The organism is Neisseria mucosa, assembly GCA_003028315.1.
GTDB classification, from domain to species: domain Bacteria; phylum Pseudomonadota; class Gammaproteobacteria; order Burkholderiales; family Neisseriaceae; genus Neisseria; species Neisseria mucosa.
On the sequence record CP028150.1, the window covers coordinates 379,090 to 392,115 of the forward strand.

At 47.6% G+C, this 13,026-nt stretch carries 10 protein-coding genes and 1 pseudogene; 7 read left to right on the forward strand and 4 right to left on the reverse strand.

From position 1 onward, the window contains the following. Positions 1-58 precede the first annotated feature (58 nt). Together NM96_01960 and NM96_01965 are read right to left on the reverse strand one after the other, a co-directional pair. Entirely contained in the window at positions 59-910 is an 852-nt protein-coding gene (locus NM96_01960; protein ID AVR78280.1) for a DUF1853 domain-containing protein, read from the reverse strand. Between the two features lie 70 nt (positions 911-980). Further along, positions 981-1,796 (reverse strand): RNA methyltransferase, encoded by an 816-nt coding sequence (locus NM96_01965; protein AVR78281.1) that lies wholly within the window; start codon positions 1,794-1,796, stop codon positions 981-983. Between the two features lie 183 nt (positions 1,797-1,979). Between NM96_01965 and NM96_01970 the strand changes: the two genes are divergently transcribed. Beyond that, the gene (locus tag NM96_01970) at positions 1,980-2,765 is read left to right on the forward strand and encodes an inositol monophosphatase (protein AVR78282.1); all 786 of its coding nucleotides are present in this window, start codon (positions 1,980-1,982) and stop codon (positions 2,763-2,765) included. Here NM96_01970 and NM96_01975 read toward each other — a convergent pair. After that, positions 2,749-3,027: a hypothetical protein gene (locus tag NM96_01975; GenBank protein AVR80240.1), complete on the reverse strand. Its 279-nt coding sequence runs from the start codon at positions 3,025-3,027 to the stop codon at positions 2,749-2,751. The two genes, NM96_01970 and NM96_01975, sit on opposite strands and share 17 nt — an antisense overlap. On the opposite strand from NM96_01975, the gene NM96_01980 reads away from it, so the two are divergent. The 3 genes from NM96_01980 (at position 2,964) to NM96_01990 (ending at position 7,807) form a co-directional block, all read left to right on the forward strand. After that, positions 2,964-4,265: a transporter gene (locus tag NM96_01980; GenBank protein AVR78283.1), complete on the forward strand. Its 1,302-nt coding sequence runs from the start codon at positions 2,964-2,966 to the stop codon at positions 4,263-4,265. The genes NM96_01975 and NM96_01980 overlap by 64 nt on opposite strands. A gap of 39 nt (positions 4,266-4,304) precedes the next feature. Continuing rightward, positions 4,305-6,488 (forward strand): type I secretion system permease/ATPase, encoded by a 2,184-nt coding sequence (locus NM96_01985; protein ID AVR78284.1) that lies wholly within the window; start codon positions 4,305-4,307, stop codon positions 6,486-6,488. Positions 6,489-6,580: 92 nt separating this feature from the next. Further along, a complete protein-coding gene (locus NM96_01990; protein ID AVR78285.1) occupies positions 6,581-7,807 on the forward strand; it encodes an HlyD family type I secretion periplasmic adaptor subunit in 1,227 nt (408 codons plus the stop codon). Positions 7,808-7,964: 157 nt separating this feature from the next. Here the strand turns inward: NM96_01990 and NM96_01995 are convergent. Further along, positions 7,965-8,066 (reverse strand): annotated as a pseudogene (locus NM96_01995) (chaperonin). On the opposite strand from NM96_01995, the gene NM96_02000 reads away from it, so the two are divergent. From NM96_02000 to NM96_02010, 3 genes are all read left to right on the forward strand, one after another. Further along, positions 8,065-9,375 carry a sulfate adenylyltransferase gene (locus NM96_02000; protein ID AVR78286.1) on the forward strand — a complete coding sequence of 437 codons (1,311 nt, stop codon included), beginning with the start codon at positions 8,065-8,067 and terminating at the stop codon, positions 9,373-9,375. The pseudogene NM96_01995 and the gene NM96_02000 sit on opposite strands and share 2 nt — an antisense overlap. Before the next feature lie 621 nt (positions 9,376-9,996). Beyond that, the gene (locus NM96_02005; GenBank protein AVR78287.1) at positions 9,997-11,568 is read left to right on the forward strand and encodes a hypothetical protein; all 1,572 of its coding nucleotides are present in this window, start codon (positions 9,997-9,999) and stop codon (positions 11,566-11,568) included. Further along, on the forward strand, positions 11,547-12,956 hold the full coding sequence (locus tag NM96_02010) for a hypothetical protein (GenBank protein AVR78288.1): 1,410 nt from the start codon (positions 11,547-11,549) through the stop codon (positions 12,954-12,956). Before NM96_02005 ends, NM96_02010 begins: the two co-directional genes overlap by 22 nt. The last annotated feature ends 70 nt before the right edge of the window (positions 12,957-13,026 follow it).

Consider the following 13,026-nt stretch of genomic DNA (forward strand, 5'->3'; position numbering starts at 1 on the left):
TCTGTATTTAAAGTTAAGTATGTTTGCTATATGGTTTGTAGGTGTGGATGCTTTGGACTCAAGCAACTTTCATGATGCGTTCGATTTCATGCCAAAAGCCGTCGGGGCGCAATTCGAGTTTGGCAATTAAGCCGCTTTCGATTTGGCGGACGTCTCGGTCGGACAAGGTTTGCGCCTCGGCGACGCGGGCGGGGGCAAGGTATGCCATGCGGTCGATGAAGTGGTAGCGTGCGCCTTCGGCGGTCGGATATGCCGGCCAGTCGCGGACGAAGACGCCGCGCCAGCAGTATGGGTTCAGCGGGGCTTCGGCGGAATCTGCGCCGACGGGGAAAAAGCCGATGCCGCGTATGATTGAGGCGGGTTTCGGCGCGTCGGGGAGGCGGTTTTGCCGCAGGGTTTCGCTGCCTTCGGGGGATTGAAGCAGGGCGAGTTGGCGGGGCAGTTTGGCGGCTTTGGCGGCGAGGGTGTCTTTGGAATTGAGTCCGCACAGGTCTGCGGATTTGCCGCTGCCGCTGCCGTAATATTTGCAGGTCAGTTCGATATGATAGGGTTTGCCGTTGATGGAGGCGATGAAATCGGCGGCGCCTTGCGTGAGGTCGTCTGAAAACACGGGCAGATTATAGGCGTGCAATTCGGTATGCGGCGCGTGGGTGAACCAAAATGCGAGCAGGCGTTCGGCGTAGATGCCGAGTCGGTTGCCGAAGGGGGCGTGTTCGGCGAGATAGTCGTTGAGCGGGGCGGGATTACCGTCCAAATCCAAAAGATAGCCGAAGCCGCGTTCGCCCAACAGTTCGCGCACGCTCAGTTCACAGCCGCTTTGCCAAAGCGGCGGAGCGGTCAGCAGGGTGGCGAGGTCGCGGACGGACGGGGTGGCGAGTTTCCACCAAAGGGCATCTAGGGCGTAGTTCATGGCTGTATCTGGTTGATAGTTTGGCTGAGGTCGTCTGAAAACTTGCAATCAAGTTTTCAGATGACCTTTTTCAGTCTTTCTTCTTCAAGCGATGGCTGACGGTATTGAAAAAGCCGCGCAGGATGTCGATGTCTTCGGTTTGCGTGTTGGCGCGGCCGAACAGGCTTTGCATACGGCGCATCAGGCGTTCGCTGTTGCGGCGGTTGAAGAAGCCGATATCGTCCATGACGCTTTCCATGTGGGCGACCATGCCTTTGATTTGTTCGTGGGTGGCGGCGTGGTCTTCCTGTTGCAGGTGGGTCATGGGTATATCGGTCTGGCTGAAGATTTCGTAACACACGACCTGAACGGCTTGGGCGAGGTTGAGCGAGAAATAGTCGGGATTGCCGTTGATGGTCATCAGACGGTTGCATGCCTGCACTTCTTCGATGCTCAAGCCGAAGGTTTCGTTGCCGAAGACGAGGGCAACTTGTTCTCCGCGTTGTGCCGCCTGCAATAATTTGGGAACCAGTTCGCGCGGGGTTTGCAGCGGGGCGGTGATTTCGCGGCGGCGGCTGGTAAGGGCGCAGGCGAGCGTGGTGTCGGCGAGGGCTTCGTCGAGCGTGGCGGCAATTACGGCGTTGTGCAATACGTCTGCCGCGCCGGAAGCGAGGATGAAACTTTCCTCCGGCAGTTGGAAATCTTGCGGGTTTTCGGGGTTGAAAACGGGCGGTTGCCCGGTCATCGGCGTGGACATCAAATTCGGGGCGACGATGGTGAGTTTGTGCAGCCCCATGGTTTTCATGGCGCGGGCGGCGGAGCCGATATTGGCGGGATGGCTGGTGCGGGTGAGGATGATGCGGATGTTGCCGAGATAGTCGGGCAATTCGGGCTTGGTTGAAGTCATGTTTTGTTTTCGGTTTGTTCGGGAATCGGGTATAATACGCCATCTTTTTGTTTTCAGACGACCTTTCGCCTTTGGGCTTGAGAGGTCGTCTGAAATGTTCTTTAACAACGTCGGAAACGTACAAACGTTGCGTCCGGTGCAGGTGCGCCGGACGGTATTTTACCTGATTTAGAAAGAAAACCCATGAATCCGTTTTTAAATACCGCTTTCAAAGCCGCCCGTAAAGCCGGGCAGATGATGATCCGCGCAAGCGGCAATCTGGATGCCGTCAAAGTTGACAGCAAGGCATTCAACGATTTCGTTTCCGACGTTGACCGCAATTCCGAGATGATTTTGGTGGAAGCGCTTAAAGAAGCCTATCCGCATCACAAAATCACTTGCGAAGAAGGCGGTTCTCACGGCAAAGCCTCTGCGGAATACGAATGGATTATCGATCCGCTCGACGGCACGACCAACTTCTTACACGGACATCCCCAATACGCGATTTCTATGGCGCTGCTGCACAAAGGCGTGTTGCAGGAAGCTTTGGTGTACGCACCTGAACGCAACGATGTTTACATGGCTTCGCGCGGCAAAGGCGCGTTGCTCAACGACCGCCGTATCCGCGTTTCTTCCCGCATTGAGTTGAACCGCTGCTTGATCGGTACCGGCTTCCCTGTCGTTGATCAAAGCATGATGGACAAGTATCTGGCTATTTTGAAAGACTTTTTGGCAAAAACGGCCGGTGGTCGCAGAGAGGGCGCGGCTTCGTTGGATTTGTGTGCCGTAGCGGCCGGCCGTTTGGACGGTTTCTTCGAGTTCAACCTCAAACCTTGGGATATTGCCGCAGGCGCGCTGATTGTGCAGGAGGCGGGCGGTATCGTTACCGATATGTCCGGCAATGAAGGCTGGCTGGAAAGCGGCGATATTGTGGCAGCCAATCCGAAAGTGCTGGCGCAAATGTTGCAAATCATTAGCGGACATCTGTAAACAGGAGGTCGTTTTCAGACGACCTTTTGCTCGTTTTTAATACGGTGTCGTGATTTAGCAATAGTAGGAATATCATCCATGTTACTTTCAGGAGCAGATAACTACCTTTTATCGCAATCTGAAAACAGGGATTCCGATTAATGATAATATGCTCAAAGAATTGATTTGCAACAGGCCACCCCTCTGCCAATCTGATAAATGACGAACCGTATTGTTGTGAATAATATGAAGAAAAAAACTTTTTTGAATCGTCCCAAGACATCCGTTTTCCGCACCGGACAAATTGCTGCCGCGGTGTGCGCGGCAGTATGCGTGGCAACGGCGCAGGCTTATCCTTTGCAGGCTATTTTAAGGGATGCCATGGTGTCCGACCCGATTGTGAAGGAAGCGAAAGCAACCGAAGATTCGGCCAAAAGTACGACGAAGGCTACCCGTGCGCGCCATTATCCCGTGTTGACGCTGACGGGTACCAAAGTTTTGGCGCAGAAAAACAAATATTCCAGCAATGATATGAATGACGGTGTCGGCATACGCGGAACTTTGAATGTATATTCATGGGGCGCCATCAATGCGGCGGTACGGCGCGATAAAAACAGAGAGCAATACTACCATCATCGTTATTTCGAAAATCAGGAACGTCTGGGCAGCGACATCGGCAAACTCTATTTGACCGCATTGCGCGCGAAAGAAATCTTGCGCATCAACCGGCAGAGCTTGGTCCGACACAATAATCTTCTGAAAGATTTGAATATTATCGTGAAATACGATAGCGGCCGCCGTTCCGAACTCATTGAAGCGCGTGCGCGCCTGTTGCAGGTCGAATCATCCATCGCGCAACAACAACGCACGATGGAATTGGCATTGAGCCGTTTGTCCCGCTATACCGGACGGCAGTTGACGGCAGAGGATTTGGAAGATCCATTTGCCAACGACAGCGCGGAATCATTGGTCCGCCGTTTCAAAACAGCCGATAACAATACCAATCCTTCCTATCGGGCGCAGGTGGCAGAACGCGACAGCGTGAAGGCAGATTTGGACGTTTCCAAAGCAGAGCGCCTGCCTGCCGTGAATCTGGAAGGCAATGCGAACCGCGACAACAGACAGCTTTATTTAAATGTGGCGTGGAATGTTTTGGACGTTGCCGCGCGGCATAATGTGCAGAAAAATGCCGATGCACTGATTGCCGCCGAATCGAAATCCGAGCAGATTATGCGCGACATCACCGAAAAAACCCAAACCGCCGAAATCGACATGCGCGAGAGCGAACGCCGTGCCGATATTGCCGCGCAACATATTGCCGCTCAAAAAGACGTGGTTAAAACTTACGAGTTGCAATTCAAAATTGCCCGCCGCACGCTGACCGACGTTTTAGGCGCATACAATGAATTGTCCAGCATCGAGCAGGAAAACATTTCGGCGCGCAACGACTTCCGCGATGCCGCGTTGGATTATCTGGCTGCGCAGGCGCAAATGGCGAATTGGGCAGGCTTGAAGCAATAACATAAAATCTTAACATCATTACTCATTACGCGAATTATCATGAAAGCAATCATTGAACATATTGTGTTGGTTACCCGTCTCTTAGGGGCGCCTGTGTCAGAAGCCGCGCTGACGGCAGAGGTGGTGCGGGATAAAAAACTCAATGTCAACTATCATTCCCTCGTCGAAGTCTTACGCAGCCACGGCTTCGAAAACACATTGTCCAAGCGCAATCTGGAAGACATTCCATCGCTTGCCGTTCCTGTGATGATCATTCTTCACAACGAAGAGGCTGCCGTCATTACCAATATCGAAGGTTCGGGTCGGAACAGGAAATATCATATCCGTCAGGTAGATGGCTTGGAGCAGCAGCTTGATCATGACCAGCTTTCCGGTCTGTATCTGGGTTACTGCTGGTTTATCAAGCCCAAAATGGCGGCGGACACACGTTCCGAACTGCCTGAATACCACCTTCCCAAAGCATGGTTTTGGAAAGTCATTTGGCGTTTCCGCAGCTATTACTATCAAGTGATTTTGGCAACCGTCATCATCAACTTCCTCGCCTTGGTCAGCTCGTTGTATGTCATGAACGTGTACGACCGCGTCATTCCCAACCAAGCCTATGAAACCCTGTGGGTTTTGAGTATCGGCGTTGTCCTCGCCATTTTGTTCGAATTTGCCGCCAAGATGATACGCGGCCATTTGACCGACATCGCCGGTAAAAAGGCCGACCTGATTATCAGCTCTGCCTTGTTCCGCCGCGTGATGGCATTGCGTCTCGCCGACCGTCCCGCTTCGTCCGGCTCATACGCCAACAACCTGCGCGAATTTGAATCCGTACGCGAATTCATGACCAGCGCGAGCCTGTTGACTTTGGTGGACTTGCCGTTCCTGTTGCTGTTTATCTTTGTTATTTCGATAGTCGGCGGCAAATTGGCTTTGGTTCCTTTGGCGATTATTCCGATTGTCGTCATTGTCGGCTTCATCGTCCAACGCCCCTTGTCGCGCCACATTAACGAATCCATGAAAGAAAGCTCGCAACGTTCAGGCCTTGCCGTAGAAGCCATTGAAGGCATCGAAACCCTGAAAACCAACAACGCGACTTCATGGGCGCAACAACGTTGGGATGAATACACCGCCAAAACCTCCGCTTCATCTATTAAAGTTAAAGATACCAGCAACTTCATGGTCAACTTCGCTGTTGCCATGCAGCAGCTCAATACTGTCTTTTTGGTCGTTGTCGGTACCTATCTGATTCATGCCGACAACCATGCGGAACGGATTACCATGGGTGCGTTGATTGCCTCCGTTATTCTGTCTGGCCGCGCGTTGGCGCCGTTGGCTCAAGTTGCCGGCCTTGCTACCCGCTTCCAACAAGCGAAGCTGGCGTTAAGAGGCGTGAACGACATTGTTTCCCGTCCGATCGAACGCAGCCCCGAGCGCAAATACATTACTTTGGATAACGTTCAAGGCAATATCGCCTTTGAAAACGTAACGTTCAAATACAAAAACGAAAGCAACAACGCAGTTGACGAGTTGCGCATCAACATCCGACCTGGTGAAAAAGTCGGTATCCTCGGACGTATCGGCAGCGGTAAAAGTACCATGCTGAAGCTGGCGAGCGGTCTGTACGACACCGAAAAAGGCAACGTAACCCTCGACGGCGTCGATATGCGCCAACTTGATCCGAATTTCCTGCGGAACCAAGTACTCCTGTTTAGTCAATCTCCACGCCTTTTCTTGGGAACATTGCGCGAAAACATGGATTTGGCGCGTACCGACAGCTATTCGACCGACCAAGATCTGCTGACCGCACTCAAACGCTTCGGTCTGGACCAAATCATCCGCAACCACCCGAGAGGCTTGGATATGCCTTTGGGTGAAGACGGTTTGGGTCTGTCCGGCGGTCAAAAACAAATCATCGCCCTAGCACGCATGACGCTGCGCGACCCCAAAGTCGTTCTTTTGGACGAGCCGACAACCAGCCTCGACCAAGGTACCGAACGCATGGCATTGAACGCGATCGCCCACTGGGGACGCAACCGCACCATGCTTTTGGTGACCCACCGTCCGCAAGTGCTGCAAATCGTTAACCGCATCATCGTAATGGAAAACGGCAAAGTCGTTATGGACGGCCCGCGCGATTTAGTGTTGCAAAAACTGATGCAAAACGAGCAAAACAAAGTCAAAGCAGCACAACAAGCGCAGGAAAACCAACGTCCCGGCGAAGCGGCGCAAGCATGACGAAAAGGGAAAAGGTCGTCTGAAAACACAAGCAGAAAGCGTTTCAGACGACCTCTTTGAAAACAACAAACAGATACCGAAGATTCATCATTATGAGCGAAAACAACGTTAAATCCAAAGACCTGCATCTCATTAACGATTTGAATGCAGCCTTGCAAAAAGAAAAACACAGCGGCCAATTTTGGGTCATCATCCTGTTTTTCCTGCTGCTCGTCGTCTTTGTCGTATGGGCATACAACAGCACTGTCGAAGAAGTAACCCGCGGCAACGGCAACGTTATCCCCAGTAGCCGCGAACAAGTCATCCAAAGTCTGGACGCCGGCGTCATTACCCAAATGATGGTTAAGGAAGGCGATTTGGTCGAAAAAGACCAAATCCTGCTGAAGCTCGACGATACGCGCAGCCTTGCCGTATTGCGCGAAAGCGAAGCCAAAGTCCAAAACCTCGAGGCCACCATCGCCCGCCTGAAAGCCGAAGCTTACGGCGGCAAACTCACGTTCCCCAACAGCGTCAGCCCCGAACTCCGTCGCCGCGAAACCGCCGCATATAACGCCCGCCGCCAAGCCATGACCGATGCCGTACAAAGTCTGGTACAAAGCAAAGCGGCGCTTGATCGCGAGATCGCCATTACTGCACCTATGGTGGCACAAGGCGTTATGTCCGAAGTCGAACTCCTCAAAATGCGCCGCGAATCCAGCGATCTGACCCTGCAAATTGCCGAACGCCGCAACCGTTACAGGACAGATGCCAACAACGAACTCGTGCAATCCGAATCCGAGCTGGCGCAATCCAAAGAAAACATGGCCATGCGCGCCGACCCGGTTGACCGCTCCCAAATCCGCTCCCCCATGCGCGGCATCGTCAAAAACATCAAAATCAATACCATCGGCGGCGTAGTCAACCCGGGCGAAGAAATCATGCAAATCGTCCCCGTTGACGACAAACTCCTTGTCGAAGCCTATATCCGTCCGCAAGACATCGCCTTCGTCCGCGCAGGACAGCCCGCACTGGTCAAAGTCAGCGCATATGACTACTCCATCTACGGCGGATTGGAAGGCAAAGTTACCCTTGTCGGCGCAGATACCGTCAGCAACTCCATGCAAAGCCGTGCCAACGATCTGAAGCTCGACCCCAACCAAGTTTACTACCGAGTCATCGTCCAAACTGAGAACAACGCCCTAAAAGACAAAAACGGTAAAGACATGCCGATTATTCCGGGTATGGTTGCTACGGTGGATATTAAAACCGGTGAAAAAACCATCTTCCAATACCTGATCAAACCGATTACCCGCATGAAACAGGCATTGAGCGAGCGTTAATTTTTTCCTAATAAAATTTGATTAACCGTACAAAAGGTCGTCTGAAAATGTATTTCAGACGACCTTTTTGTCGGATAGGGGAGTGTTGGCAGTCCTCACTCCTGTCTGTGTGGGAATAGGGTCTTACAGTATTTTCATCTCGATTCGCTTCTTTTACGAATATAACGAAATCATCTTTTTTTAAAACCAAGCATTCTTTCCCATTTTCAGACGACCTCATTAAAGTAACGTGCAATCCGAGAATTAAGGAAAGAACCATGACCGCAACCACCGCCCCGCTTTTGCGCTTCATCACTGCCGGCAGCGTCGACGACGGCAAATCCACCCTCATCGGCCGCCTGCTCTACGACAGCAAAACCCTGCTGACCGACCAGCTCGACAAACTCAACCGCGCTGCCGAAAACGGCGAAACGCCCGACTTCGCCAGCCTCACCGACGGCCTTGCCGCCGAGCGCGAACAAGGCATCACCATCGATGTTGCCTACCGCTATTTCGCCACACCCAAGCGCAAATTTATCATCGCCGACACGCCCGGACACGAACAATACACCCGCAACATGGTAACGGGCGCATCGACCGCCGATGCCGCCATCGTCCTGATAGACGCAACGCGCGTCGATTTTTCCGGCAGCGAACCCGTCCTCCTGCCGCAGACCAAACGCCACAGCGCAATTCTGAAACTCTTGGGCTGCCCCAACATCATCGTCGCCGTCAATAAACTCGACCTGCTCGACTTCGACGAAACCAAATATCAGGCCATTACCGCAGCCTACCGCAAGCTGGCGGAACAAATCGGCCTCCAAGCCCAAATCCACTTCCTGCCCATCAGCGCGTTAAAAGGCGACAACATCGTCAACGCCAGCAGCCAAACCCCGTGGTATCAAGGTTTGCCGCTGTTACCCCTGCTCGAAAGCCTGCCCGTCAACCGCCAAAACGCCGCCGACCAAGCCGCCCACTTCCCCGTGCAGCGCGTCGCACGGCAAGACGGCAGCAGCAGCGACGACTTCCGCGGCTATCAAGGCAGGCTGGAAGCAGGCCGTCTGAAAACCGGCGACGAAGTCAAAATCCTGCCTGGCGGACATACCGCCAAAATCGCCGAAATCTACAATCCAAACGGCAAAACCGAATCCGCCGAAGCGGGCGAAGTGCTGACCGTCACACTCGACACCGACCTCGACATCTCGCGCGGCAACAGCATCGCCGCCGCCGACAGCTCCGTCGCGCCCGAACAGCAGTTCCAAGCCGCGCTGTGCTGGTTCGACGACATCCCGCTCAACCTGCGCCGCAAATACCTGCTGAAACACACCACCCAAACCACGCCCGTCAAAATCAGCGCGATTTCCTACGTTTGGGACGTGAACACCCTCAGCCGCGTCGAATCCGCCGACACGCTCAAGCTCAACGACATCGGCAGCGTCAGCCTCAAAACCCAGCAGCCGATCGCCGCCGTACCCTACGAAGAAAACCATGCCCTCGGCGCGTTCATCCTGATAGACGAAGCCACCAACCACACCGTCGCCGCAGGCATGATACGCAAGGCTGACCAAACGGACAGTTTTGAAATTTAATGAATTTTATTTGTATATGAAAACCTAAAAGGTCGTCTGAAAATTCGAAAGCAAGTTTTTTCAGACGACTTTTCATAATAGTTTGCCAGTATCAGCCCTGTTAATGTGAGTAGCTGTCATTATCCAAGCCAAATTTTGCTTTCTGGTCGCATATTCATAAAATTTGTCTTAGGTAAATTATGAGAATTAGCGGTTTGGTTTTAGGACTGTTCAGTATTTGTAATGTTTGACTGCCCCTTGCTGCTTCTATTCTAGATTTTTCAAGCTGTTTTCGGCTGTTTAGAATTGCCTGCATATAGAGTTTTTTTAAAGCTAAAAATCAGCCTGCACTTGCAAATTAAAGTGCAGGCTGATTTTTCTTTTTTTAAATAGTTTATATAAAAAATCAGTCGGTTATGTTTGAATTTAATTTTGTAGGTCATTGAAATGCTTTAGTGAAAGAAAGACATCTGATAGCGATAAAGTGCAGTGTTTTTTAGGGTTTTTAAATTTTAAATATAGTAAAATGGCATCAAGGTGGTAATAGTCAAAATTGTGAACTATTTCAGGTTTTGTAAGTTAATATTTTGATTAAAACAAAATGATTTGGAATTTTTCAGATATTTTGTATGGAGAAATTAAATGACCATTGAATCGATGAAAAAAATATTAGCCATGCCGTCTATCGGTAATTTTAAATGTATTGAGCTTTTTGAAGTGATTGGCATAAAAGATAGTAATCCGCCTTTTAATATTTTCTCACTGGCAGTTGCTCATGAGACAGATTTGCCTTTGACAGAGAAAGAGGAAATTACACCAAAGCTTATTAAGTTAAAGGCTGATAAATCTCTAAAATTTGGAGTTTTTAAAAGAATTGTTTCTATAGAAGATTTTCTTAATATTATTTCTTACTTAGTTACTCCAGGTTCGAATGAAGATGATGGCAATAAACTTTGTTATGGTTATTTAAAAGCTATTCCTCCAGTTTATGTTCCGGCCTTAGAGCGAGGAAAAAATGAGTTTTTAGGTTTGCTCAAGAATAACTTTTTTGGTGGTTCACATCTTTTTGAATGGTTTGACGAAAGCAAAGAATACGTTGCGCCACTGATAAAAAATCTTGCTGCCTTGGACGAGCTTTCTGGAAGGTTACAGGAATACTTACCCATTAAAATCGGTACTCATTCTGATAGATTGGGCAATATCATCGTGCAAATTCCTTGTGCTGCGGTGGCATTTACAATAGAAAGAAAAGATAAACAAAGCCATCAGTTATTATCTGATTTAGCAGTTAGCCCCCATTTCTCAGGAGAGATAAACTTTTCAGGTATTTTTTGGAGGGAAAAACATGGCAGTATGATTGATTTTCAGAAAATTCCATTAGTTGAGGGGAGAAATATCATTCCATTTCAGCAAATTAATGGGAGAGGGTATTATACGATTTGGGATGAAAGTAATCAGATAATTTGTGCCGGTGGTGAAATAACGTTTTTTTTGGAGCAGGTAAATTTTTCTATAAGTATGCAAGAACAAATTCAGAGAATATCCAAATTACCAGATAAAACTAAGCAAAAAATTGATATTGTTGCTCAAACATCAAAAAATCATACTGGTAACCATGTCAAAGATTATCGAGACTGGGTTGCTGACAGATTGCTAAAAAAAAGAAAACATGATTTGGAAAATTCTCTAAGTTTGAGACCATTTAAGCAGGGTATGCGCCAAGAGGCCTTGGATTTTATTAGAGAGTTGATTAAAAAATATGGGAAAAATGGTATTTATCTTTGGGATCCCTATTTGAATGTGCAAGATTTATTGGAAACCGTATTTTTTAAGCCGCATGATGATTCGCCAATCAAAGCACTAACAGGCTTAAAAATTGCGCCACAAGAAAATAAAAAATCATCTTATAAAGCCGACTTTGCAAACAAAATTAACCAAGCAATTCTTCAAGTTGGCCGATTGGATCTGACCTTTGTCAATGCTGACCGCTCTAAGGACGGGGATTTTCATGACCGTTTTATTATTTTTCCACAAGCAATAGATAAACCTGTTAGAGCTTGGTCATTGGGAACATCGGTGAATAGTCTAGGAAACAGCTTTCATATAATTCAAGAAGTTGAAGATGGACAGATTATTGCTGATGCCTTTGAAGAAATGTGGGAACAATCAATTAATGATGAGGATAATATTATATGGAAATCCAACAACAATTAACTACTGCCCAAATACTTTGCCTCGCTCAATCCCATGAGTATGATGCCAGCGTTCCCGATGGAATATTTTCATTCTTTGATGAGCATTTTGATTTTGCTAGTTGGAAATGGGATGATAAATCCCATTTTTGGCAATATCAGGATAATTTCTATCCATCAAGCTTCGACTATCAAGATGCAGTTATTTATATTGATGATATAGATAAGAAAAATACGTTGATAGAAAGTATTTCATGGCTGATTAACATTTTGCAAGATGAGCATCCTAGTGAGAAAGATCAAAAGATAGCTTTTGAATTGACTTGTCTTCTTCCTAAATTTTGGGCAATCAGCTACGAAGAAGGAATTATTTTCTCTCAATCCTCTAAAAATTTAGCGATGAGATATTTATCTCATCTGGAAATTGAGTTGTCTACTCTCCAGAATGCATCAATTAATGATAATGAGATGATAGATGCTCTATTAGAAAACTTAGAAAATAAACAATGGAAAAATCTTGAAGAAAGTTGGTGGCAGTTAGAAGCACTATATGAAAAACTATCTCGGAATTTTCATCAATCATATTCATTTGTATCTGAAAATCATAGAGATGAGATCTTGTTACTGATTAATCAAGAAACAAACGTTTGTAATCTTTTATATTGGCTTGCTTTGCTACCAGAAAAATATCGCCAACCTTTTTCATTACAGACAACCAATAAGTTAGCAAAATTTCTTTTGCTGCTTAGATTAGATCATTTATCTAGAAATGAGATGAAAGACGAGCAAATCGAATTGTCAGGTATTTGGCAAAATTGCCCTGATGAATGGATTTATATTTTTAACCAATATCCGGTCAGATACCCTTCTTTACAGCTAGGATTCGGTGCATTTTTGAGCAATGCTACCGATGAGAAAATCTGCATCTATATTGACAGTTTGCAATTAAATCAAGATGAAGCAAATATCAAAGAATGTTTGGCGTATTTTTTTGATCATGCCGATAAGCATAGGGTTCGGTATTTATGTAAATTAGCTTATGAGAAGTGGAAAGATTCGAAATTTGAGAATTCATACTCAATTGCTAGAAGTGTCCTAGATAGGGCTTTAGTGAAATATTTCCAAATAATGCTTCCTAAACAGGATAGAGAAAATTTCATTCAAAACGAAATTAATCAAATCCTGAATTTCCAACAAGAATGGTTTGCTTCGATTGTAGAGCTGGATAAATTTGTTTATCTGCATTTATCCCGAATACAACCAGCTTGTATCGCTGAAAAATTAGAACAAGATTCATCACTATTGTTTGAAAATATTCGGAATGGTATTTGTTACCCTAATCAATTTAACAATGATTTAAGATGGAAAAATTGGATTCATTTAGATAATTTACTTAAGATAAATAGCTGACTTCTAAACGGAAGTTGGATTGATAGTCAACGATCAAAAAGGTCGTCTGAAAACTGTTTTTCAGACGACC

Bases quoted from the DNA above. Each gene is read 5' to 3' on its own strand.
- NM96_02005 (AVR78287.1), top strand. From the start codon at position 9,997: ATGACCATTGAATCGATGAAAAAAATATTAGCCATGCCGTCTATCGGT.
- NM96_02000 (AVR78286.1), top strand. From the start codon at position 8,065: ATGACCGCAACCACCGCCCCGCTTTTGCGCTTCATCACTGCCGGCAGC.
- NM96_02010 (AVR78288.1), top strand. From the start codon at position 11,547: ATGGAAATCCAACAACAATTAACTACTGCCCAAATACTTTGCCTCGCT.
- NM96_01985 (AVR78284.1), top strand. From the start codon at position 4,305: ATGAAAGCAATCATTGAACATATTGTGTTGGTTACCCGTCTCTTAGGG.
- NM96_01980 (AVR78283.1), top strand. From the start codon at position 2,964: ATGACGAACCGTATTGTTGTGAATAATATGAAGAAAAAAACTTTTTTG.
- NM96_01965 (AVR78281.1), bottom strand. From the start codon at position 1,796: ATGACTTCAACCAAGCCCGAATTGCCCGACTATCTCGGCAACATCCGC.
- NM96_01960 (AVR78280.1), bottom strand. From the start codon at position 910: ATGAACTACGCCCTAGATGCCCTTTGGTGGAAACTCGCCACCCCGTCC.
- NM96_01970 (AVR78282.1), top strand. From the start codon at position 1,980: ATGAATCCGTTTTTAAATACCGCTTTCAAAGCCGCCCGTAAAGCCGGG.
- NM96_01990 (AVR78285.1), top strand. From the start codon at position 6,581: ATGAGCGAAAACAACGTTAAATCCAAAGACCTGCATCTCATTAACGAT.
- NM96_01975 (AVR80240.1), bottom strand. From the start codon at position 3,027: ATGTCTTGGGACGATTCAAAAAAGTTTTTTTCTTCATATTATTCACAA.